Source organism: Acidovorax sp. LjRoot74 (assembly GCF_964254355.1).
Classification (GTDB): domain Bacteria; phylum Pseudomonadota; class Gammaproteobacteria; order Burkholderiales; family Burkholderiaceae_C; genus Acidovorax.
In genome coordinates this window covers 3,626,556-3,648,455 of record NZ_CAXUTI020000001.1, presented here as the reverse complement: position 1 = coordinate 3,648,455, position 21,900 = coordinate 3,626,556, and the positions used below count along the sequence as shown (strand labels likewise).

The window sequence follows — 21,900 nt, the reverse complement described above, 5'->3', positions numbered from 1 at the left end:
GCCGTCCCAGCGTGGGGCTGGCCGCAGGAGACAACCCCACCCATGGATTCCATTGCTTCCCCCGCCGCCTTGCAAGGCGTGCGCGTCATCGAAATGGGCCAGCTCATTGCCGGGCCGTTCTGCGGCAAGACGCTGGGCGAGTTTGGCGCCGATGTGATCAAGATCGAAGCCCCCGAGACCGGCGACCCCCTGCGCAACTGGCGCCTGATCAAGGAAGGCACCTCCGTCTGGTGGCAGGTGCAGTCGCGCAACAAGCGCTCGGTGGCGCTGGACCTGCGCCAGAAGGAAGGCCAGGACATCGCCCGCCAGCTGATCGCCGAGGCCGATGTGCTGGTCGAGAACTTCCGCCCCGGCACGCTCGAAGGCTGGGGCATGTCGCCCGAGGAGTTGCACCAGCTCAACCCTGGCCTGGTGATGCTGCGCATTTCCGGCTACGGCCAGACGGGCCCCTACCGCGACCTGCCAGGCTTTGGCGCCATTGGCGAGGCCATGGGCGGCCTGCGCCACCTGACCGGCGAGCCCGGCCGCGTGCCGGTGCGTGTGGGCGTGTCGATTGGCGACACGCTGGCGGCGCTGCACGGCACCATCGGCGTGCTCACGGCGCTGTACCACCGCAAGGTCAACGGTGGCAAAGGCCAGGTGATCGACGTGGCGCTGCACGAGGCGGTGTTCAACGTGATGGAAAGCCTGATCCCCGAGTACAGCGCCTTCGGCGCGGTGCGCGAGGCGGCAGGCAGTGCGCTGCCGGGCATTGCCCCTAGCAACGCCTACCCCTGCACGGACGGCTGGGTGCTGGTGGCAGGCAATGGCGACAGCATTTTCAAGCGTTTGATGGATGCCATCGGCCGGCCCGACCTGGGCGCCGCGCCGGACCTGGCCAACAACACCGGCCGCGTGGCCCGTGTGGAAGAGATCGACGCCGCCATCGGTGCCTGGAGCGCGCAGCGCACCGTGCAGCAGGTGCTGGACGCGCTGGGCACCGACCGCGTGCCTGCGGGCAAGGTCTATACCGCCAAGGACATTGCCGAAGACCCCCATTACCGCGCGCGCGACATGCTGTTGACGCAAGAGACGCGCGATGGCTACAGCGTGGAGGTGCCGGGCATCGTGCCCAAGCTCTCGGCCACGCCGGGCACCATCCGCAGCAGCGCGCCGCACCTGGGTGATGACACCGATGCGGTGCTGGCAGAAATGGGGCTCAATGCCGAGCAGATTGCATTGCTGCGCAGCAAAGGAGTCGTGCAATGAATGCACCCAGTACCGCTTGGCAAGGCATAGGCCGCCGCATCCACATGCAGGAAGTTGGATTGCGCGACGGCCTGCAGATGGAAAAGGCCTTTGTGCCCACAGCCGACAAGATTGCGTTGTGCAATGCTCTGTCGGCCGCAGGCCTGTCCAAGATCGAGGTGACTTCGTTCACATCGCCCACCGCCATCCCCGCGCTGCGCGACGCCGAGATCGTGATGCGCGAGATCACGCGCCTCCCGGGCACGGTCTACACCGCGCTCGTGCCCAACCTGCGCGGGGCAGAGCGCGCCATCGAGTCGCGCACGGACGAGCTGAACCTGGTCATGTCCGTCAGCGCGACCCACAACCTGGCTAACCTGCGCATGACGCAGGAGCAGTCGTTTGCGGCACTGGCGCAGGTGGTGGCCCTGGCGCAGGGCGCCAACGTGGCAGTGAACGTGTCGCTGTCGTGCGTGTTCGGCTGCCCCATGGAAGGAGATGTCGCCCAAGCCAATGTGTTCGGCTGGGTGCAGCGTTTTGTGGACCTGGGCGTGCGCGGCATCACGCTGTGCGACACCACGGGCATGGCCTACCCCACGCAGGTGCACCCGCTCACGATAGCGGCTCGCACGCGCTGGCCGGGGGTGGAGTTCACCCTGCATTTCCACAACACGCGGGGCATGGGGCTGGCCAATGTGCTGGCGGCCATTGAAGCGGGTGCTGACCGGTTTGATGCCTCTCTGGGCGGACTGGGCGGTTGCCCCTACGCGCCGGGCGCCAGCGGCAATGTGTGCAGCGAAGAGATCGTGCATGCGCTGGCACTGATGGGCTATGACACGGGCGTGGACTTGGCGCAATTGGTGGCCGCCGCGCAGCAGTTGCCTGCGCTCATCGGCCACGACATTCCGAGCCAGATCGCTAAGGCGGGGCCGCGTTTGATGCTGCACCCGGTGCCTGCCGATTTCGATGCCATCCGCGAAAGAGCGCTGTCCCGCTGAAGGCGGACACGCCTGCATTCCCCATCACAACAGGAGACAAAAGCCATGACCTTCGCCAACTCACTGTCCCGCCGCCTCTTCACCGCTGCTGTGTTGTGCTCTGCCGCCTTCACGGCGAGCGCACAGGAAAAATACCCATCCAAACCCATCACCGTGGTGGTGCCCCAGGCTGCGGGCGGTGCCAACGACGCCATTGCGCGTGTTGTGGCGCAAAAGCTGGGTGAGCAACTGGGCCAGAGCGTGATCGTGGAGAACCGCCCTGGAGCGGGCGGCACGCTGGCCACGGGCACCACGGCCCGGGCACGCAACGACGGCTACACGCTGCTGCTCACGGCCGATAGCGCCCATGTGATCGGCCCTGCGCTGTACAAGAACCCCGGCTTTGATCCCGTGAAGGACTTTGCCCCTGTGGCGCCGGTGGCGACTGCGGGTTATGTGCTGGTGGCGCACCCTTCGTTCCCCGCCAACACCGTGGCCGAAATGGTGGCACTGGCCAAGGCCAGCCCTGGCAAGTATTCGATTGCCTCGGCGGGCAATGGCACGCTGAACCATCTGATTGGCGAGATGCTGCAAAAGGCCGCAGGCATCCAGTTGCAACACATTCCCTACAAGGGCTCTGCCGCCGCTGCCACCGACGTGGTGGGCGGGCAGGTGCCGCTGTCGGTGCAAAGCCTGCCGTCGGCCATTGCGTTCATCAAGGCGGGCAAGCTCAAGGTGCTGGGCGTGGTCAATGAAAAGCGCGTGGCCGCGCTGCCCGATGCGCCCACCATTGGCGAAACCATCAAGGGCTTTGGCCAGGCGCCTTGGTATGCGCTGTTTGCCCCGGCGGGCACCCCCGCGCCCATCGTGGCGCAACTGCAGGCCGAGGTGGCCCGCGCGCTGGAGCACAAGGACGTGGTCGAGAAACTGGCCACTGTGGGCTGCGAGCCCTTCAAGGGCACGGCGGCGCAACTGGCGGCGCTGGTGCAATCCGACCTGCCCAAGTGGAGCCGCGTGGTCAAGGAGACGGGGGCCACGGTCGACTGACCGCGCATTTTTCTTGGCACCCAACGGTTTCTCGCTTTTCAGATTTTTGACAACAACGACAACGGAGACATCGCTTTCATGAAAACCACCCGCAAGCAGTTCACCACCCTCGCCATCGCCGCACTGGCCACGGGATTTATCGGCCACGCAGCGGCGCAGGGCGCTTACCCGTCGAAGAACGTCACCCTGGTGGTGCCCACCGCCGCAGGCGGCACCACCGACCTGTCTGCCCGCATGCTGGCGCAGGCCCTGGCGCCGGTGCTGGGCCAGTCGGTCATCGCAGACAACAAGGGCGGGGGCAACGGCAACATTGCGGCCAGCGCTGTCAAGCGGGCCGAGGCCGATGGGTACACGCTGCTGATGCAGTACTCGGGCTACCACGTCATCTCGCCCCACATCACCAAGCAAAAGCAGTGGGAGCAGAGCGACTTCCAGCCCGTGGCCAACGTCATCTCCGCCCCGCAGATCATCGTGGTGCGGGCCGACCTGCCGGTGAAGACGCTGCCCGAGCTGATCGCCTACGCCAAGGCCAACCCTGGCAAGCTCAACTACGCCTCGTCGGGCAACGGCTCGCTGCAGCATGTGACCGGTGCCATGCTGGAGCAGCAAGGTGGCATCAAGATGGTCCACGTGCCTTACAAGGGCACGGGCCCCGCGCTGCAGGACCTGCTGGGCGGCCAGGTTGACCTGACTTTTGGGACGGCGCCACCTTTCATGCCGCACATCGCCAGCGGCAAGCTGCGCGTGCTGGCCGTGACGGGCAAGCAGCGCCTGCCCAGCCTGCCCGATGTGCCGACCACCGCCGAAGCGGGCTACCCCAAGGTCGATGCCACCTCGTGGTTTGCGGTGTTTGCCCCGGCCGGTGTGCCCAAGGCCGTGGTGGACAAGCTCACGGCCGATATCCGCACCGTGGTGCAGAACCCAGCCTTCCAGCAGAAGGCGCAAGAGCAGGGCGCCACGGCCGACTACCAGACCCCGGCACAACTGGGCGATAAGGTGAAGGCGGATCTGACCAACTGGGCGCAGGTGGTGAAGACCTCGAAGATCGAGGCGGAGTGACCGAGGGGCGGTGTTTTTGATCAAAATGGCTGCAAGCGCTAGTTGAATATGCGCTGGCAGCTATTTTTTTGATAGTGAATGGGGCAGGCGACGCCCGAGGCCACAATACGCGCCATGTCTGATGTGCATTCCGAAGAACTTCTGGCGCAGGTGGCTGCGCTGCCCGCGCTGCCGGGCGTGTACCGCTATTTCGACGCGCAGGATGCGCTGCTGTACGTGGGCAAGGCGCTCAACCTCAAGCGCCGGGTGTCCAGCTACTTCCAGAAGAACCATGGCGGCACGCGCATCGGCCACATGGTCAGCAAGATCGTGCGCATGGAGACCACGGTGGTGCGCTCCGAGGCCGAGGCGCTGCTGCTGGAAAACAACCTCATCAAGACGTTGAACCCCAAGTTCAACATCCTGTTCCGCGACGACAAGAGCTACCCCTATCTCAAGATCACCGGCACGCCGGGCGCCCATACCCGGGGCGACGCGCCGGGGCAGGTGTTTCCGCGCATGGCTTACTACCGGGGCGCGGTCGACAAAAAGCACCGCTACTTCGGCCCGTACCCCAGCGCCTGGGCGGTGAAGGAAACCATCCAGCTGCTGCAAAAGGTGTTCCGGCTGCGCACCTGCGAAGACACGGTGTTTGCCAACCGCACCCGGCCCTGCCTGCTGTACCAGATCAAGCGCTGCACCGGGCCCTGCGTGGATCTGATCTCGCCCGAGGCGTATGCGGCTGATGTGTCGCATGCCGAGGCGCTGCTGCGTGGTGAAACGCAGGAGCTGCTGCAGGCGCTGGAGGTGCGCATGATGGCGCACTCTGACAAGCTCGAATTCGAGCAGGCGGCCGAGGTGCGCAACCAGATCCAGGCGCTGTCGCGCGTGCTGCATCAGCAGTCCATCGAGACGGTGGATGACAAGGATGTGGACATCCTTGCCGTGCGCGTGTTGGGTGGCCGCGCCTGCGTGAATCTGGCCATGGTGCGCGGTGGCCGTCACCTGGGCGACCGGCCGTATTTCCCCGTGCATGTGGAAGACGCTGCGGCGGTGTATGCGGAGGAGGGCGGTGAGGGGCCTGACGCTGCTGAGGGCGCTGAAGGGGAAAACGCCGCGCCTGTGCCGTCTGCGCGGCCCGTGGAGGTGCTGGTGCTCGAAGCCTTCATCGCCCAGCACTACATCGGCGTGCCCGTGCCGCCGTTGCTGGTGACCAGCGTGCCGGTGGACAAAGCCCTGCTGGATGCGCTGACCGAACAAAGTGGCCTGCGCGTGAATGCCATCCACCAGCCCCGCGAACAGCGCCGTGCCTGGCTGGACATGGCGCAGAAGAATGCGGACCTGCAGCTCGCTCGCCTGCTGGCCGAAGAAGGCTCTCAACAGGCCCGCACGCGGGCGCTGGCCGAGGCGCTGGACTTGCCGCCCGAAGACCTGGACCAGCTCACCATCGAGTGTTTCGACATCTCGCACACGGCGGGCGAATCCACCCAGGCGTCGTGTGTGGTGTTCCACCACCACAAGATGCAGAGCAGCGAATACCGCCGCTACAAGATCGAAGGCATCACCGGTGGAGACGACTACGCCGCCATGCGCCAGGTGCTCACGCGCCGCTACAGCAAGGTGGTGGAGGCGCAGCGCGAGGAGGGCGGTATTGACTATGCAAAGTCCTCTGAGGCGCAAGCAGCGGCCCGGCCCAAGGGCCAGGCGCGTTTGCCCGACCTGGTGCTCATCGACGGTGGCAAGGGCCAGGTGGGTGTGGCGCGCGAGGTGTTCACCGCGCTGGGGCTGGACCTGACGCGGATCGTGGGCGTGGAGAAGGGCGAAGGCCGCAAGGTGGGGCTGGAAGAGCTGGTGTTTGCCGATGGGCGCGAAAAGGTGTACCTGGGCAAGGACTCGGCCGCGCTGATGCTGGTGGCGCAGATCCGCGACGAGGCGCACCGCTTTGCCATCACAGGCATGCGCGCGGCGCGGGCCAAGGTGCGTGTGGGCGGCGGGCAACTGGAAGAGATTGCGGGTGTGGGGCCCAAGAAGCGCGCGCGGCTGCTGCAGCGGTTTGGCGGCGTGCGTGGCGTGGCGGCGGCCAGTGTGGAAGACCTGGCCACGGTGGATGGCATTTCGCGTGAGCTGGCCGAAGAAATTTATAGGGCGCTGAGATAAGCCTTATGGACAGTGCCCCGGCTGTGCCGTGACACAATCGCCGCCATGTTCTGGACTATCCCCACCTTGATGACCTGGACGCGCATCGTCGCGATACCTTTGATCGTGGGGGTGTTCTACGCACCGCTGGACCCTGCCACGCGCAACCTGATTGCCACCGTGATGTTCGTGGTGTTTGCCGCCACCGACTGGCTGGACGGCTACCTGGCCCGCAAGCTCAACCAGACCTCGTCGTTCGGCGCCTTCCTCGACCCAGTGGCTGACAAATTCCTGGTGTGCGCATCGCTGCTGGTGCTGGTGCATCTGCAGCGTGCCGATGTGTTCGTGGCCCTCATCATCATCGGCCGCGAGATCGCGATCTCGGCCCTGCGCGAATGGATGGCGCAGATTGGTGCGAGCAAGAGTGTGGCCGTGCACATGATTGGCAAGGTGAAGACCACGGTGCAGATGCTGGCCATCCCCTTCCTGCTGTACGACGGGCGGCTGTTCGGCGTGATCGACACAGGCGTGTGGGGCACCTGGCTCATCTGGGCCTCGGCCGTGCTCACGGTCTGGTCGATGGTGTATTACCTGCAGAAGGCGCTTCCCGAAATCCGGGCCCGCGTCAAGTAAATTCCAGGCGTTTTAGGCTGCTTGCGCGCGCTGGATAAGCGCTGGTAGCTATATTTTCAGGAGCATTTGCATGGCGAAACATCGCATTGCCGTGGTGGCCGGTGACGGCATTGGCAAAGAGGTCATGCCCGAGGGCCTGCGCGTGCTCGACGTGGCCGCGCGCAAGTTTGGCATCGACCTGCACTTCGACCACTTCGACTTTTCGAGCTGGGACCACTACGAGAAGCACGGCAAGATGCTGCCCGACAACTGGAAGGACCAGATCGGCGGCCACGAGGCGATCTACTTCGGCGCCGTGGGCTGGCCGGAGAAGATTGCCGACCATGTCTCGCTCTGGGGTTCGCTGCTGTTGTTTCGCCGCGAGTTCGATCAATACATCAACCTGCGCCCCGCGCGCCTCATGCCCGGCGTGATTGCGCCTGTGGTGCGCCGCGACGGCAGCCCGCGCCTGCCCGGCGAGATCGACATGCTGATCGTGCGCGAGAACACCGAGGGTGAATACTCCAGCATCGGTGGCCGCATGTACGAAGGCACACCGCGCGAGATCGTGATGCAGGAGACGGTGATGTCGCGCCATGGCGTGGACCGCGTGCTCAAGTTTGCGTTTGAGCTGGCCCAGTCGCGCCCCAAGAAGCATTTGACCAGCGCCACCAAGTCCAACGGCATCGCCATCACCATGCCCTACTGGGACGAGCGCGTGGCCGAGATGGCCAAGGCTTACCCTGATGTGAAGGTGGACAAGTTCCACATCGACATCCTCACGGCCCACTTCGTGCAGCGCCCCGACTTCTTTGATGTGGTGGTGGCCAGCAACCTGTTTGGCGACATCCTTTCGGACCTGGGGCCTGCCTGCACTGGCACCATTGGCATTGCGCCCAGTGCCAACCTCAACCCCACGCGCACCATGCCGTCGCTGTTCGAGCCCGTGCATGGCTCGGCGCCCGACATTGCCGGGCAGGGTATTGCCAACCCCATCGGGCAGATCTGGTGCGGTGCGATGATGCTGGACTTCCTGGGGTATCGCGCTGCACACGATGCAGTGCTGGCTGCCATTGAAGCCGTTCTCGACCCCCAAAGTGGTGGACCACGCACCCCGGATCTGGGGGGCAAGTCGAGCACGCAGGACGTTGGCAAGGCCATTGCCGAAGCCCTGTCGGCCGTTTGAGTGGCGCAGGGATTGGGGTGTCAATACGGGATGCTGCCCATACGGCGTGTTTGAGACAAAACCGGCCTGCAAGCCCTGTCGCAGCGTGAAATACGACTAGAATTCATTGCAGCGCTGCGTCAAAACGGCGTGCTGTATTGACACTCTGAAACTCGATGGCTTTAATCTGATGCAGCAGCCACTGCTGTGTATGCCAGTCATTCCCCCGCCTGCTCTCCATCAGCCCTCGGCTGTGCCGTCAGACGTGTGAAGACCAGATATCCGCGAGACATTCCATCAACTCTTTTCCGAGAGGCTTCTTGTGAACAAAACCGAACTGATCGAGCACATCGCTACCAACGCCGACATCTCCAAGGCCGCTGCTGCGCGCGCCCTGGAATCCACGATCGAAGCGGTCAAGAAGACTCTGAAGAAGGGCGGCACGGTGTCGCTCGTCGGTTTTGGCACCTTTGCTGTGGGCAAGCGCGCTGCCCGTACGGGTCGCAATCCCCGTACTGGTGCTACGATTAAAATCAAAGCTGCTAAAGTTCCAAAGTTCCGTCCTGGCAAGGCATTGAAAGATGCCTTGAACTGAGGATCAAGTTTAGGTGGGGTCCTTAGCTCAGTTGGTAGAGCGGCTCCTTTACACGGAGTAGGTCGGCGGTTCGAGACCGTCAGGACCCACCATCACCGAACAAAGGCGAACGCAAGTTCGCCTTTTGTTTTTTGCCTCTGAAAGATCGACCATGTTTGAATCCATCCGCAAGCACTCCAAGATCGTGATGATCTTCTTGTTCTTGCTGATCATTCCTTCGTTTGTGCTGGTAGGCATTGACAGCAACTACTTCTCTGAAAAGAGCCCAGTGGTGGCGCGTGTCGATGGAGACAACATCAAGCAGACAGACTGGGACAATGCCCACCGCATGGAGACAGATCGTATTCGTGCGCAGTCTCCCACGGTCGATCCCAAGTTGCTGGACTCGCCCAGCGCCCGCTACGCCACGCTGGAACGTCTGGTGCGCGACCGCGTGCTGGCAGCTGCTGCACAAAAAATGCACCTCGTCACCAGCGATGCGCGCTTGGCGCGCAGCCTGCAGGAAATCCCGGCGATTGCAGGGCTCAAGCGCGCGGATGGAACACTGGACGCAGAAGCCTACCGCACGCTGGTGGCCGGCCAAGGTCTCACGCCTGCGGGCTTTGAGGCCAATGTGCGCCGGGACATCTCCATCAATCAGGTCATGGGGGGGGTGATGAGCTCTGCCTTTGGCACGGATGCCCAGGTCAAGCTGGCGTTGAATGCCTTGTACGAGCGACGCGACATTCAGGTGGCACGTTTCAATGCCTCCGATTTCGCCAGCAAGGTCGCGCCCACGGATGCGGACCTCGAAACCTACTACAAGGCCCACCCCGCGCAGTTCCAGCAGCTGGAGCAGGCGGCTGTGGAGTATGTGGTGTTGGACCTCGACAGCGTGCGCGCCACCATCTCGCTGAGCGAAGATGATCTGCGCACCTACTACAAGGAGAACGTGGCGCGGATGACTGCCAAGGAAGAGCGCCGCGCAAGCCACATTCTCGTCAATGCCGCCAAAGACGCACCGGCCGCAGACCGTGAAAAGGCCAAGGCCCGGGCCGCCGAACTGCTGGCCCAGGTGCGCAAGGCGCCCGCGAGTTTTGCTGACGTGGCTAAAAAATCCTCCGACGACAAAGGCTCGGCCGTGGTGGGGGGGGACCTCAACTTCTTCGCCCGTGGTGCCATGGTCAAGCCCTTTGAGGATGCGGCCTTCGCACTGAAGAAGGGCGAGATCAGCGATGTGGTGGAAAGCGACTTCGGTTTTCACATCATCCAGTTGACCGACATCAAGACACCCCGCCAACCCTCGTTCGAGGAACTGCGTCCTTCGATGGAGGCTGAACTCAAGCAGCAACAAGCCCAGCGCAAGTTTGCCGAAGTGGCTGAGTCCTTCACGAATGGTGTGTACGAGCAGGCCGACAGCCTGCAGCCGGTGGCAGACAAGCTCAAGCTCAAGGTGCAAACGGCCACTGGGGTCACGCGCACTGCAGCGCCGGGCGCCAAGGGGCCACTCGCCAATGCCAAGTTCCTGGAAGCGCTTTTCGCATCGGACTCCGTGCAAAACAAGCGCAACACCGAGGCGGTTGAAGTGGGCCCCAGCCAGATGGCCGCAGGCCGTGTAACGACCTACACCCCCGCCCGCACATTGCCTCTGGACGAAGTGCGTGCCCGGGTTCGTACGCTTTACGTGGCAGAGAAGTCGGCAGAGCTGGCCCGCAAGGAAGGCGAGGCCAAGTTGGCTGCGTGGAAAGCGACGCCCGCTTCGGCCACAGGCCTGTCGGCTGCCACCGAAGTGTCGCGTGAGCAAACCCAGAACCTGCCGCGCCCGGTGATCGATGCCGCCCTGCGCGCGCCTGCCGATGCGCTGCCTAGCTGGACGGGTGTGGACTTGGGCGCTGCGGGCTACGTGGTGGTCAAGGTCAACCGCGTGGTGCCTCGCCAGGCGCCTGATGTCCAGCGTGCGCAGCAAGAACGCCAGCAGTACGAGCAGTGGCTGACGACGGCCGAAGGCCTGGCCTATTACGAGTTGCTCAAGCAGCGCTTCAAGGTGCAGATCAAAGCGCCCCGTCCGGAGACCGTGGCCCAAGGAACTGCAGAAAATTAAGCAATTTGGCCTTTAGGGTGAAAACCCAGGCTATAATACAAAGCTACGGTGGCTGTAGCTCAGTTGGTAGAGTCCAGGATTGTGATTCCTGTTGTCGTGGGTTCGAGCCCCATCAGCCACCCCAAAATGCAAAGCGCTGCAACGGAAACGTTGCAGCGCTTTTTGCTTTGTGCAATGGCTTTTAGGCCCCGGCTCCAGGTGCTGCGACCTGCTACTCCCATTTAGTTTCTCCAACGGTCGCGCTGCGAGAAGACGGCAGCGCATACTGCTTGTTTAACTGCTTTCTGGGAGTCTCTGATGAATCTGGTAGTCCGCGATGCGTCGCCGAGTGAGAAGCGTGGAAACGCCATGTCTGCCGCCCTGGCCAAAGAGCAGTTGGAGTACGCAGTCAAGATTGTGAAGGAAGTGCTGCCACAGAGTGCCGGGGATTCAGCGTTGATTGGCGCTGTCGTACAGGCCATTGCGATGAACTATGCGGCTGTGCCGCAACCCAATCGCTAGCGGCAATAGGGTTGCACTCCTCGGCCAACCATCATGGAGCGAGGATGGGGGCGGCGTGTGGCCTGGCCGAAGTGGATGTTTCGGCATTTTCCCCTGGCGCAATCAACGCCAGTCGGATGATTTTTACTGCCCGGAGGAGTTCACATAGTGCCTTGAAACCCGCATGGATACTGAGTTTCATGTTTTCGATTTAGAAAAGTACCGTCAAAAGTACCGTCATTTGTGAAAGTGTCCACGATGTCGGACGTCTGCAGACTCGCGCAGCTTCAGTCGTTAAGTTGCCATGGCTGATTGCCAGACGTGTTGTGTTCCATGATGAGTGCGCGCTCAACTTCGTTGATGTTTTCACCGGGTTCTAATTGCCGCAAGCTGTGTGATGAAAATTGCATCATCATTGGTGAAGTGGTTCACAAGCAGAGCGAACGAATCTAAGGGGTCGGATATGAAGAAACTTTTGCTGATCGCAGCCTTGCTGCCATTGCTCGCGAATGCGCAACAGGAGGAGCAAGCGTTCAAGGTGGGTGACTGTTACCGCGCCGTCTGGTCAGATGCGCGAGCCGCGCCGGTCGTCTCTCGTTTGGGTGTTGGTCAGTCGCCGATCCCGCTGGCTCTGAGGGCCTCCAAAGCCAAGGCCAACAAGCAGGAGCAGCAGTCGCTGGAGTTCGTGGCCGATGCGCTGCAAAACTGCCAGTCTCTGGATCAACCCAATCGAGTTAACTATCACCCCCTGGCTAAGCAGGCCGTTGATGCATTTGAAACGGGGTATCGCGCAATCCTCACTCGCGCCTATTCGGGTGATTTGACTTGGGGTGCGGTCATTGAAGCAAACGATGCTAACCAGGCGGCATTTGACAAACGAATTGGCGAGCTGTCCGTGATGGCCGAAGCGCAACGCAAGGCCAATGCAGAGCAGCAGGCGATGGCAGCAGCCCACGCGGAGGAGCAGCGCAAGGCGGCGCTGCGGGCCGATTTTGATCGACAGCAGCGGGCGGAAGAACAGCAGCGCCAAATAGAGCGAGCAAGGCAGGAGCAAGCCAACCGCGAGATCGCCAATGGGTTGCTTTTGCTCCAAATGGCCCGGCCACAGCCAGCGGTGAATTGCCGAAGCACGCGATTTTTTGATACGGTGAACACCACTTGCTACTGATTTTCGCACCCCCGTGAAACCGCTAACCGAGGCGGTTTTTTTGTTCATAAGCCCGGTGTAGCTTGGCTTGCCCCGATTTTCTGTTAGGCGTCACTACCTTCCCTGCCGGTCGTGTAGTTAAACAAGCCGCGAGCGATCCCCAAGGCCGCGACCGTCAAGTGGCCTCACTTGAACAGCGACTCCAGTCTTTCATCGCCGTTGCCTACGCTTCGGCCAGCATGTCTCTCTGCGCCCGCAGGGCCTCGCGTAGCTCTTTGATGGCTCTGCGCATCGCATCGCGCTGCCCGCCGCTGTAAGCATTACGCGCCGCCACTGCTTTCCCTTCGGCGCTTCGTGGTCCGGTGGATTGGCTCCACGGCTTCCACCGCTGTATGGCCTCGCGCTGACGCTGGCGTTGTTCGGTCGTCCAGTTGCGTGCTGCCATGCTGCGGTTCCTCTAATAGTTCGTTCTGCCGTGTTCTGGTTTTTCTCGCCCGCGTGGTGGTGGTGCCTGATATGGCCTCGTTGTTGATCTGCTGCGGCCCGTGGGCAATGTTTGCCTGCCGTGCGAACACGATCGGCGGGTTCTTGATGGCAGCCAGCGTTTCCAGCGTGGCGCGGCATTGACCCTGGGCCTTGAGCGCCAGCCGCATATAGCGTTCGGTGGCGTCCAGGTACTCGCCCATGTTCAATGCTGCCCGCCGGGCCATCTCGTTGAAGATTGCATCGAGGGTTGCGGCCTGCGCCGTCAGGGTGGTTTCTGCGTGCTTGAGGTCGCCGCCGTGGGTGGTGTCCACGCGCTGTTTCAACGTCATCACGCACTCGGTAACGTCCAGCGTGCCAAACGTGCCCTTTGCAAAGGAGCGCGCGGTCATCGCGTTGGCCGCAACGCTGCCCAGCGCCATTGCTGCGATCTGGGCGGCGTCTGTCTGCGCGGGGTCTTTGTGTAGCTGCAGGGTGTTGGGGTCTGTGTTGCCTTTTTGCACCGCCGGGGTCTGGGTCTTCTTTGTCATCGTTTGTGCCCCTTGAACCCTGGGCAGTGTTGGGGCGTCACCACCAGCACATGCGCCAGCCCTGTGTCTGCCGGGCGAGTGCAGACGGCGGCCTGTTTCCAGTTGCCGCAGCTCCAGCGGCCCACGCCTTGCAGGTGGGCGCACTCCAGGCACAGTCGGCGGTGGTCGTCGTCCCTGTCGCGCTTCACCAGCGTGTCGGCCAGTGCTTCGGCATCATCCAGGGGCAGCCCCTTGTCGGTGAAGCGCGCCAGCCGCGCCGTGAAGGTGTCAATCTCCGCCATGTTCATTGCATCACCGTGGGGCCAGCACCAGCGGTCAGGGTCTGCGTTCGCTTCGTTGGCGGGGGGCTGCTGCGGGGCTGTAAATTTCTCAGAAGGCCCATCGGGGCACGCTACAAAACCTACGAAACCGGGTTCTGTAGGTTTCGTAGCGTTGGCGTCTGGCTGTGTTGCCGATTTCAGGCGCTGTAGCCACTTCATCACGCGCCTCCCTTCACCAGCACGGGGTGCAGCACGTATCGCTCGCCGGGCCTGCCGCCCTTTGCGCCGCTGGTTGTGGCCTCACGTTCCAGCCAGCCATAGTCGGCCAGCAGGTCGGCGGCCTTGCGCACTGCTTCTGGCGTGCCCAGTCCTGCCCAGTGTTTTACTGCGACCTGCCGGGGGGCAAAGGCATCCAGCAAAACGCCGTCACTGTCGGCCAGCTTGCCCGCCTTGATCTTGTCCAGCAGTTGCTTGGCTGCGCTGGTTTCGGGCATTACCGCTGCGGCGTACAGGCGCTCGGCGTGGGTGCGTAGGTAGTCGGCCAATGCCAATGCACGGAGCAGTTCGCGGTTGTGGATGAGATGCCCGCTATCGGGCGTGTCCACCAGGGCAAAGATCAGTGCCAACGCAGGCACCAGCTTGCGGTACTTGGCAAGGTGAGACACCAGCGCCGGGTGCAGCTCGTCGCCGCGCAGCTCGGTTTCAAATGGGATCAGCCATTCTTCAAACAGGGCCTGTGCTTCAGGGGTAAAGCGCCATTCCTGTGCATCGCTGTCGGTGGCTGGCTGCAGTTGATTCAAGCGCTCAAACACTGCCCATGCTGCCTGCTTGGCGGGGGTGTCGGGCCACCGATCCACATAGACAAATTCGCGGTTCACATCGGGCCACACCGTCAGCCCAAAGCGCTGCAGCAGGCCGTCATCACCGGCACCGCCTGCCACCGCCTCGCGCACATAGCTCTGCACCTTGCCGGGCTGGATGCCGCCCAGCATTGCCAGACATACGCGGGGCACAAATGATTCGCCGCGCCCAATGCGATCCACAGCATGGCCTTGGTTGCCGTCATAGCCCGTCAGGTAGAAGCCCCGTGCGCCTTCTTGCCCCTGCTTGTCCATACTGCACAGCAGGCCGTGGATTTCATCGCGGTACACCAGCGTCCCCCACGGGTTCACCGTGAGCAGCTCGGCCAGCTTTTCCACCGTGGCATCGTTGACCACGTAGCGCCGCATGGTGGGCTCTGCGGTTGTGTTGTCGGCTGGCTGCAGCAGCGCCCGCGCTTTGGCCGGGTCTTTGGCGGCCTGGGCTGCGGCCTGCTTTTCATTGGCCTTGGCTACCAGCTCGGCCACCTTGCAATCGAGTTGCCAGGCTTCGTGCGCGGCCTGCCATTGTTCCCGCTCTGTTTTTTCAAGGCGCTGCAGGGGCTTCAATACTTCGCTCAATGCGGGCGACTTCATCACGCCAGGGCGGCCCACGATGGCGCCCCACAGGTTGGGCGTCACGGCCCAATCGTCGCGGGCCTTGGGCTTGACCACCGCACGCGCGCCGATCAGGCTGGAGAGCGCTACCAGCGCGCCCACCGCCGTGAAGTCGGGTGGGCACTGCATACGGTCTGCAATGTCGGCCACCCAGCCCCGCAGGCCCTCGGGCAGCAGCTCTGCATCAAACGGCGCAACGGGTGGCAGGCCGCTGGGCAAGGGCACGGGGTCAGGCCAACTGCTGTCGGTGGATGCCGTCGCAGCACTATCAATGCACGCCTTCACAGCGTCCAGCCCCAGCAGTTGGTGCAGGTCGTTGAAGTCCGTTGCCTTCTCTGGGCGGCTGTCGCCAAAGTCAGGTTTTGACAGGTCGCCGCCCACTTCCTGTGCTGCCTCGGTGGCTTTGGTCAGGCCGGGATTTCCATCGGTGCGCCAGTCATCGTCGGCGGCCACGATGATGTGCAGCGCCGGGTATTTGCCGTGCAGCGCCTGGGCCACGGGCAGCAGGTTGCCCGCGTTGAACGCCACCGCCACCGCGTGCCCCGTAGCTTCGTGGATGCTGGCCCCGGTAGCGAAGCCCTCGCACACCACCAGCACGCCCTGTGGCTTGCCCATGGAGTGATAGCAGCCCGCCACACGCCCGCCGGGCAGGAATCGCTTGTCGCCATCGGGTGCAATGGTCTGCAGGCTGTGCAGAGTGCCATCCACATCACGCAGCGGGATCACCAGCCGATGCCCATCACACCGTGCGCCGTGGGGCTGTATGCCCTTGCGCGCCAGGTACTCATGCTGCATGGCCGGTGCTGCGGCCTGCCATAGCGCCGCCGCTGTTTGGCGCGCCTGTTGCTGGCGTTGGGCCTGCTCTGCATCGCGCTGTGCCTTCATGGCCTTGATGCGCTGGCGGTGCGCTTCGCGCTCTGCCTGGGTCATGGCTGTGTCGGGCTTGCTGCTCCAGGTCTGTGACCAGCCGTTACGCCAGCAGCCAAACGCACCTGCCGCAATGCCGTCCGGGTGCAGCACATACCAGCCCGAATCGTCGCCGCGCTTGCCGCTGGTGTTGAAGCGGTGCAGGCTGCCATCGGCCTCGATGGTGGGCGGTGGTGGCAAGCCCGCTGCCTCCATGGCGGTGCTGAACCCGTCAATGGCGCTCTGCATGGTGGCCCCCCTTGGGTTCCAGCACGTAGAGCCCCACGCGGTGTTTGCCACCGCCTTCGGTTTCCACCGTCTGCCAGTGCGTTCGGATCACATCACCGGCATGGCGCAGTTGTATCACCCGTGCGCGCGGGTCGTAGCAGTCCAGATAACGTGAAGCCTCAAACGTGGTGAGTGCAAAGCGGGCCAGCGCTGCCCGGATGCGTGTGCATTGCGCCGTGGTGTCGGTGCCCGGATGCGCGGCCAGAATCTCGGCCAGGGCCTGCCGCTTGGTTGCGTCGGTGTGCATGGTGTGCCCCTTTACGCATCGGCGGTGTGTGCGTTGATCCATGCACGCACATCGCCCACCTTCCAGGCCGTCACGCGCTCAGACAATTTGACGGGCTTGGGGAACCTGCCATTTTTCACCATACGCCATAGGGTCGGGGCACTGAAGGGTAGGGGGGCTGGGGTGTCTGGGCGCTTGGGGCTCTGCACCAGTTGCGCTTCGCGGATGAATGCGCTGTCGGGCAGGGCGTCGAATGGTGAGATATGTTTTGACATTTCGTGCCGTTCTGTGAAGTTACGGCTTCGAATATCGGTTCGCGGTTTGAGAAGGAGAACCCCGTGTGCAGCGCATCGGCTAGCCTATGCGCTGCACCGGCTAGCGGGGGGCGGGCCTATTTATTAACGCCTTTCTCGCAGATGAGTAGGACATATTAAGTGCTCCACATTCTTCTTCGGCACAGCGATCTCTGTTGGTATATTTTCCGGAAGCCCAAATATCACGAATTTTCTGAGCTTTCTCGCGGGATCCGCCCGCTCTGTCATGGCGCGCATTTGCGGCCTTACGTGCCTTAAGAGTTTTCTCGATGGCACTTATGTCGGCTATCTTTAGTTGTAGACCCAAGCAACTGCCTGCTGCTTTTTTAAGACAAGCTTGGACTTGCCAAGCTCCGAGCATCAGCCACTCCAAGTCAGGCTCTGAAAAACTGGCTTCGATGAATTGATCAGCAAGAAGCTCCGCAATGGCAATCTGGGTAATAAGACCTTCTTTAATATTATTCGAGCCCTGTAAAGGCAATTCGATAGAGAATCCTTTTGTCCTCATCTCGTTAGCTAGGCCAAGTAAATGCGCCTTAGTTGTTTCCTTTTCCCGAGAAGATGCGTCTAAGTGTCGATATAGGTCATCTGCGTCGGTTTTTGCATTAAAAAGAGAGTCTTGTATCATTTTCAGAAACAACTTCTTACCGGCTTCATCGATCTGGTCTAGCATTTCGCTCCTCCCTTAAAACGTTAGTCGTTTAGCAAATATTTTTCATGCTGATGCAAAAAGCTTTACTAGGTCAGCCCCCTTGCGTAATTTGTCCAAATAGTCCGCCCACTCTTTCATCATCCTGCGCCGCTGCTCCATGAATTCCGCTCGGTCATAGGCTGCCCCCAGAGGACCAGATTTGCCGTGCGCCAGCTGGGCTTCGATCACATCGGCGGATATGCCGTGGATGCGTTCAATCATCAGCGTGCGCGCCATCGCCCGGAACCCGTGGGCGCTCATTTCGTCGGAGGCAAAGCCCATGCGCCGCAGGGCTGCATTGATGGTGTTGTCGCTCATGGCCCGCTCGCCTGTGCGAAGGCTGGGGAACACGTAGCGCCCATGGCCGGTGAAGGGCTGTAGTTCTTTCAAGATGGCAATGGCCTGCGGGGCCAGGGGTACAAAGTGCGGCCTGCCGTTGATCTTCTGCGCCAGCCGCCGCTTCATGTCTTGGGATGGGATGGTCAGTAGGGCTTTGTCGAAGTCGATCCACGCCCACTCCATCTGCCGGATGTTGCCGGGGCGCTGAAAGAGTAGGGCAGACAGCGCCAGCGCCGCCTTGGTCATGGGCTGGCCGGTGTAGCCATCAATGGCCCGCAGCAGTTCGCCCGCCTTGGCAGGCTCCAGCACAGCGGCCATGTGCTTGACCACGATGGGCTTTAAGGCGCCGTGCAGGTCAGTTACGGGGCTACGCTCACAGCGCCCGGTTTGCACGCCGTAGCGGAACACCTGCCCGGCGGTCTGGCGCAGGGTGTGGGCGGTTTCGTTGGCCCCGCGCTTCTCTACCTTGCGCAGTGCGTCCAGCAGCACGGGGGCGGTGATGGCGGGCAACGTCAGCTTGTCGATATGTGGGAACAGGTCTTTCTCCATGCGCTCGATCCACCTCGCTGCATAGCGGGGGCTCCAGCCGCTGGCCTGTGTGGCGTGGAATTCGCGGGCCACGGCTTCAAAGGTGTTGGCTGCGGCTACGCGGGTTGCCAGCTTCTCGGCCTTCTTGGCGGCGCTGGGGTCCAGCCCTTCGGCCAGGAGTTCGCGGGCTTCTTCGCGGCGCTTTCGGGCCTTCGCCAAAGAGACTTCGGGGTACACGCCTAATGCAAGTGTCTTGCGTTTATCGGCGTGGGTGTAGTCCATCCGCCAGTACCTGCCGCTGGCCTTGACCAGCAGGTACATGCCCCCGCCGTCGGCGTACTTGTCTCCGCTGGCTTTGCCGCTGTGCTTCACCTGCCGAACGAATGTGTCTGCGAGTGCCATTGCTTCCCCTGCTAACGGTATCTGGGGTGCGGTACTTCAGAGATACCGTCAGAGATACCGTTTTTGTGACGGTATCTCATGGTACGTAGTGAAATGGTGTGAGACAACAAAAAACCCGCAACGCTAGGAAACGTGCGGGTTCTGAGAGGTTCTGAGACTGTCTGAAATGCTGTTTTGGCCTGCCCGGAGGGACTCGAACCCCCGACCTATAGCTTAGAAGGCTATTGCTCTATCCAGTTGAGCTACGGGCAGTAGAGTTTTCAGCGGTAGCGCTTACTAACTTCTTGCGTATTGCTACGCAAATTCACCTTATGCAGGTGCCGAATCATACCTGCTGCGCCTACTTGGTCGGCCCAACCACCCGGCCTTTTCGCAGGTAGTGGCGCTGGGTGGTGGTCACGCTGTCGTGGCCCAGCAGCTCGGCGGCGGCCGCTTCGCCGCGCACTTCGGACACGTCATCCGCAGCCTTGGCCCGCAGGTCGTAGAACCGCATGGTTTTGATCTGGTCGGCCAGCTTCGGATTCAGCTTTGCCGCCTTCGTCCGCGCCCGCTTGTAGACCTCGCCCAGGGCCTTCTGCGACAGCGCCTCCCCGGCCTGGTTCACTACCAGCGATGAGCTCCACATCTTGCAGGCGTCCTTGCGCGCCTTGATGCGGTCCAGTAGCACAGCCAATTCCCCCTCGACCCGAATGCGCAGCTTCGCCCCGGTCTTCCCCTGGGTGACTTTCAGGCGCCCGTCTTCAATGTCGTCGTCCGTCATCCCCACCGTGTCGGCGGGCCGCTGGCCGGTTAGGTAAGCCAGATCCATCGCATCCCGAAGCGGCCACGCCGCGACGTTCCACACCGCGCGGTACACCTCGTCGGTGATGTACTGCTCACGCTTCTTCTCCGGCAGGCCCTTGATCCCCATGCACGGGTTCGGCTTTTCCGTGTAGCCCCAGGCCCGGGCCATGTTGAACATGTGGGAGAACGTGCGCTTGAGCCGGTTGGCCGTCGGCGCCTGGTGCTTCTTCCACTGCAGCAGGGCGTGGATGTGGCTGGGCTTGATCTCGTCCAGCGGGGCCGGGGAGGGCGTGCAGAAGAATTCCCGCAGCAGCTTTATGTCCGAAGCCTGCAGGGTCTGGGTGCTCTTGGCCTTGAGCGGCACCACCTCGCGCTCGTACTTGTCGGCCAGCTCCTTGAAGTTGGCAACGGCCTTCTTGTCCTCGGCGGCGATCAGCTCGGACCACTTGCGCACGGCCAGCACATAGTCTTTCCCCAGGGGGATCTCCTTGCGCGGCTTGCCGCCCTTGTCGAAATAGTAGTACGTGGTGCCGGAGCGGTGGGTGCGTGAGCGGAAATATTGCATGGTCAGGCCAAGGCCGGTTCCCAGCCTTTGTGTTGTGGTGTGGGTTGTTTGGCCCCGCCTTCGACAACCGCCCTGGCCACCACCGGGCAGCCGCGTGCGTTCACGTAGTGCGGGATTTTCATGCGCTTGAGTTCTGCCGCCTGCAGCTGCTCGCGCGTCTTGCCGTCCTTGCCAATGCGCACGCCAGTGAGCTCGGCCAGCTCCTTGGAGTTCAGGAAGGTGCTCATTTCGTCCTCACTCCCCCGCCAGCATGGCGATTTCCTTGGCGCTGAACTTGCGCCCAGTGTCCTCCCAGGCGATCAGGTCTCCCAAGAAGTCGTAGCTCACCGAAGGCTCGCCCTTGCTGCCAGGCGTGCGCGCGATGGCCGCCCGTAGCTGCTGGCCCTGGTCCGGGAAGTGGCGGGCCTTTTCAAACCCGATCAGTCCAGACTGAACCTCCACAGCTTCAAACTGTGTGGCCTCGTACAGCTTCGCCCGTAGCGTCATCCACCCTGGTGACGTTTCTTGCAGGTACATGGTCAGGATGTACGGCGTGCCCTTCTTGAGCTGGAACCCTGGCGCCGGGGTCAGATACCCAGCTGGATTTGGGGTATCAGCCAAACACTGATCCGTGCCCACCGAGGTTCCAAGTGTGTTGAATACACAGCGGTTGCTTGCCTGCGTCCAGAACGTGCCCACGGTCACGCCGTCCACGCGGCTCCACAGCTCCAGCGCTAGGCCATTGGCCCCAACAAACGCCCCGGCGCCGTGCGTCCAAATGGGCTGCCCGTCCGAGTTCTTCACGGTGTTCTTGTCGGTGATCTGCACGAACCCCATAGGGACATGCTGGGTGGTTTCGATGGGTGCGCCGGGCGTGCCGTCCCACACAATGCGGGCCTGCAGCGTGACACCGGGGCCCAGCGCATAGTGCGGCTCGTCCAGCTCGGGCTGGTAGTTGAAATCGTAGTAGTCGGGCGACCCGTCCGAGTACAGGGAGCCGCCACCGCCGCACGCGGTCAGCAGGGCAAACAGAAGCAGTGTGATGATTCGCATGGTGTGTAGGGGCGTAAAAAAGCCCGCACTGGGCGGGCTTGAGGGTTGGGGTTGCTGGGTGGGTCAGAACGGGATGTCGTCATCCATGTCGTCAAAACCCGATCCGGTGGAGCCGCGCGGCGCTGGCGCTGGGGCCTGTCGTTGCGGTGGAGGTGCAGGGCGGGCGGCAGTAGTCGGTGCGGACGCGCCATCAGGTCGGCCACCCAGCATCTGCAGACTGTCTGCGCGAATCTCGGTGCTGTACTTCTCAACCCCGCTCTGATCGGTCCACTTGCGGGTGCGCAGAGAGCCTTCGACATACACCTGCGAGCCCTTGCGGAGGTACTGCCCCGCGATCTCTGCCAGGCGCCCGTTGAAGATGACGCGGTGCCACTCGGTGGCTTCCTTCATTTCCCCCGACTGCTTGTCCTTCCACTTGTCGGTGGTGGCCACGGTGACGTTTGCCACCTGGTCCCCGCTGGGGAAGGTGCGCATTTCAGGGTCGCGGCCCAGGTTGCCGACGATGATGACTTTGTTGACTGATGCCATGGGTGTTTCTCCTGTCCGCAGGCGTTTGGTGGTGTCGCGCTGCGGT

At 62.5% G+C, this 21,900-nt stretch carries 22 protein-coding genes and 3 tRNA genes; 13 read left to right on the top strand and 12 right to left on the bottom strand.

All coding sequences use genetic code 11. From position 1 onward, the window contains the following. Positions 1 to 42 precede the first annotated feature (42 nt). The 13 genes from ACSQ3O_RS17275 to ACSQ3O_RS17215 all read left to right on the top strand — a co-directional run bounded on the left by ACSQ3O_RS17275 (position 43) and on the right by ACSQ3O_RS17215 (position 12,525). Positions 43 to 1,248, top strand: a complete 1,206-nt coding sequence (locus ACSQ3O_RS17275) for a CaiB/BaiF CoA transferase family protein (protein ID WP_436139819.1) — start codon at positions 43 to 45, stop codon at positions 1,246 to 1,248. Then, the gene (locus tag ACSQ3O_RS17270; RefSeq protein WP_436139818.1) at positions 1,245 to 2,225 is read left to right on the top strand and encodes a hydroxymethylglutaryl-CoA lyase; all 981 of its coding nucleotides are present in this window, start codon (positions 1,245 to 1,247) and stop codon (positions 2,223 to 2,225) included. Before ACSQ3O_RS17275 ends, ACSQ3O_RS17270 begins: the two co-directional genes overlap by 4 nt. 45 nt (positions 2,226 to 2,270) lie before the next feature. Continuing rightward, on the top strand, positions 2,271 to 3,251 hold the full coding sequence (locus ACSQ3O_RS17265; RefSeq protein WP_436139817.1) for a Bug family tripartite tricarboxylate transporter substrate binding protein: 981 nt from the start codon (positions 2,271 to 2,273) through the stop codon (positions 3,249 to 3,251). Positions 3,252 to 3,329: 78 nt separating this feature from the next. Further along, the gene (locus ACSQ3O_RS17260; protein ID WP_436139816.1) at positions 3,330 to 4,310 is read left to right on the top strand and encodes a Bug family tripartite tricarboxylate transporter substrate binding protein; all 981 of its coding nucleotides are present in this window, start codon (positions 3,330 to 3,332) and stop codon (positions 4,308 to 4,310) included. A 114-nt stretch (positions 4,311 to 4,424) separates the two neighbouring features. Continuing rightward, on the top strand, positions 4,425 to 6,446 hold the full coding sequence (uvrC, locus tag ACSQ3O_RS17255; protein ID WP_436139815.1) for an excinuclease ABC subunit UvrC: 2,022 nt from the start codon (positions 4,425 to 4,427) through the stop codon (positions 6,444 to 6,446). A 45-nt stretch (positions 6,447 to 6,491) separates the two neighbouring features. Continuing rightward, a complete protein-coding gene (pgsA, locus tag ACSQ3O_RS17250) occupies positions 6,492 to 7,058 on the top strand; it encodes a CDP-diacylglycerol--glycerol-3-phosphate 3-phosphatidyltransferase (RefSeq protein WP_026436902.1) in 567 nt (188 codons plus the stop codon). Between the two features lie 70 nt (positions 7,059 to 7,128). Next, the gene (locus ACSQ3O_RS17245; protein ID WP_436139814.1) at positions 7,129 to 8,223 is read left to right on the top strand and encodes a tartrate dehydrogenase; all 1,095 of its coding nucleotides are present in this window, start codon (positions 7,129 to 7,131) and stop codon (positions 8,221 to 8,223) included. Between the two features lie 301 nt (positions 8,224 to 8,524). Further along, positions 8,525 to 8,797 (top strand): HU family DNA-binding protein, encoded by a 273-nt coding sequence (locus tag ACSQ3O_RS17240; RefSeq protein ID WP_008906675.1) that lies wholly within the window; start codon positions 8,525 to 8,527, stop codon positions 8,795 to 8,797. 16 nt (positions 8,798 to 8,813) lie between these two features. Next, positions 8,814 to 8,889 (top strand) — tRNA-Val (locus tag ACSQ3O_RS17235). Positions 8,890 to 8,948: 59 nt separating this feature from the next. Continuing rightward, positions 8,949 to 10,877 (top strand): SurA N-terminal domain-containing protein, encoded by a 1,929-nt coding sequence (locus ACSQ3O_RS17230; protein WP_436139813.1) that lies wholly within the window; start codon positions 8,949 to 8,951, stop codon positions 10,875 to 10,877. A 48-nt stretch (positions 10,878 to 10,925) separates the two neighbouring features. Beyond that, positions 10,926 to 11,001 (top strand) — tRNA-His (locus ACSQ3O_RS17225). Between the two features lie 173 nt (positions 11,002 to 11,174). Then, the gene (locus ACSQ3O_RS17220; RefSeq protein WP_094287754.1) at positions 11,175 to 11,378 is read left to right on the top strand and encodes a hypothetical protein; all 204 of its coding nucleotides are present in this window, start codon (positions 11,175 to 11,177) and stop codon (positions 11,376 to 11,378) included. A gap of 442 nt (positions 11,379 to 11,820) precedes the next feature. Continuing rightward, a complete protein-coding gene (locus tag ACSQ3O_RS17215) occupies positions 11,821 to 12,525 on the top strand; it encodes a hypothetical protein (protein WP_436139812.1) in 705 nt (234 codons plus the stop codon). A 299-nt stretch (positions 12,526 to 12,824) separates the two neighbouring features. Here ACSQ3O_RS17215 and ACSQ3O_RS17210 read toward each other — a convergent pair whose 3' ends face one another. From ACSQ3O_RS17210 to ssb, 12 genes are all read right to left on the bottom strand, one after another. Beyond that, a complete protein-coding gene (locus tag ACSQ3O_RS17210) occupies positions 12,825 to 13,517 on the bottom strand; it encodes a hypothetical protein (protein WP_436139811.1) in 693 nt (230 codons plus the stop codon). After that, positions 13,514 to 13,798, bottom strand: coding sequence for a hypothetical protein (locus tag ACSQ3O_RS17205; protein WP_436139810.1), 285 nt, complete (start codon positions 13,796 to 13,798; stop codon positions 13,514 to 13,516). Before ACSQ3O_RS17205 ends, ACSQ3O_RS17210 begins: the two co-directional genes overlap by 4 nt. Positions 13,799 to 13,995: 197 nt before the next feature. After that, positions 13,996 to 16,407, bottom strand: coding sequence for a DUF3987 domain-containing protein (locus tag ACSQ3O_RS17200; RefSeq protein WP_436139809.1), 2,412 nt, complete (start codon positions 16,405 to 16,407; stop codon positions 13,996 to 13,998). Beyond that, the gene (locus ACSQ3O_RS17195; protein WP_436139808.1) at positions 16,391 to 16,693 is read right to left on the bottom strand and encodes a helix-turn-helix domain-containing protein; all 303 of its coding nucleotides are present in this window, start codon (positions 16,691 to 16,693) and stop codon (positions 16,391 to 16,393) included. The genes ACSQ3O_RS17200 and ACSQ3O_RS17195 overlap by 17 nt, the downstream gene beginning before the upstream one ends. Before the next feature lie 11 nt (positions 16,694 to 16,704). Continuing rightward, a complete protein-coding gene (locus ACSQ3O_RS17190; protein ID WP_436139807.1) occupies positions 16,705 to 16,947 on the bottom strand; it encodes a helix-turn-helix transcriptional regulator in 243 nt (80 codons plus the stop codon). A 100-nt stretch (positions 16,948 to 17,047) separates the two neighbouring features. Then, complete coding sequence (locus ACSQ3O_RS17185; RefSeq protein WP_436139806.1) at positions 17,048 to 17,659, bottom strand: hypothetical protein; 612 nt, start codon at positions 17,657 to 17,659, stop codon at positions 17,048 to 17,050. 42 nt (positions 17,660 to 17,701) lie between these two features. Further along, entirely contained in the window at positions 17,702 to 18,946 is a 1,245-nt protein-coding gene (locus ACSQ3O_RS17180) for a tyrosine-type recombinase/integrase (protein ID WP_436139805.1), read from the bottom strand. Positions 18,947 to 19,121: 175 nt separating this feature from the next. After that, positions 19,122 to 19,198 (bottom strand) — tRNA-Arg (locus tag ACSQ3O_RS17175). Positions 19,199 to 19,286: 88 nt separating this feature from the next. Further along, positions 19,287 to 20,294 (bottom strand): tyrosine-type recombinase/integrase, encoded by a 1,008-nt coding sequence (locus ACSQ3O_RS17170; protein ID WP_436139804.1) that lies wholly within the window; start codon positions 20,292 to 20,294, stop codon positions 19,287 to 19,289. A gap of 2 nt (positions 20,295 to 20,296) precedes the next feature. Further along, on the bottom strand, positions 20,297 to 20,521 hold the full coding sequence (locus ACSQ3O_RS17165) for a DUF4224 domain-containing protein (protein ID WP_436139803.1): 225 nt from the start codon (positions 20,519 to 20,521) through the stop codon (positions 20,297 to 20,299). Between the two features lie 7 nt (positions 20,522 to 20,528). Continuing rightward, complete coding sequence (locus tag ACSQ3O_RS17160) at positions 20,529 to 21,326, bottom strand: hypothetical protein (protein WP_436139802.1); 798 nt, start codon at positions 21,324 to 21,326, stop codon at positions 20,529 to 20,531. A gap of 63 nt (positions 21,327 to 21,389) precedes the next feature. Beyond that, positions 21,390 to 21,854, bottom strand: coding sequence for a single-stranded DNA-binding protein (gene ssb / locus ACSQ3O_RS17155; protein WP_436139801.1), 465 nt, complete (start codon positions 21,852 to 21,854; stop codon positions 21,390 to 21,392). Between the last annotated feature and the right edge of the window lie 46 nt (positions 21,855 to 21,900).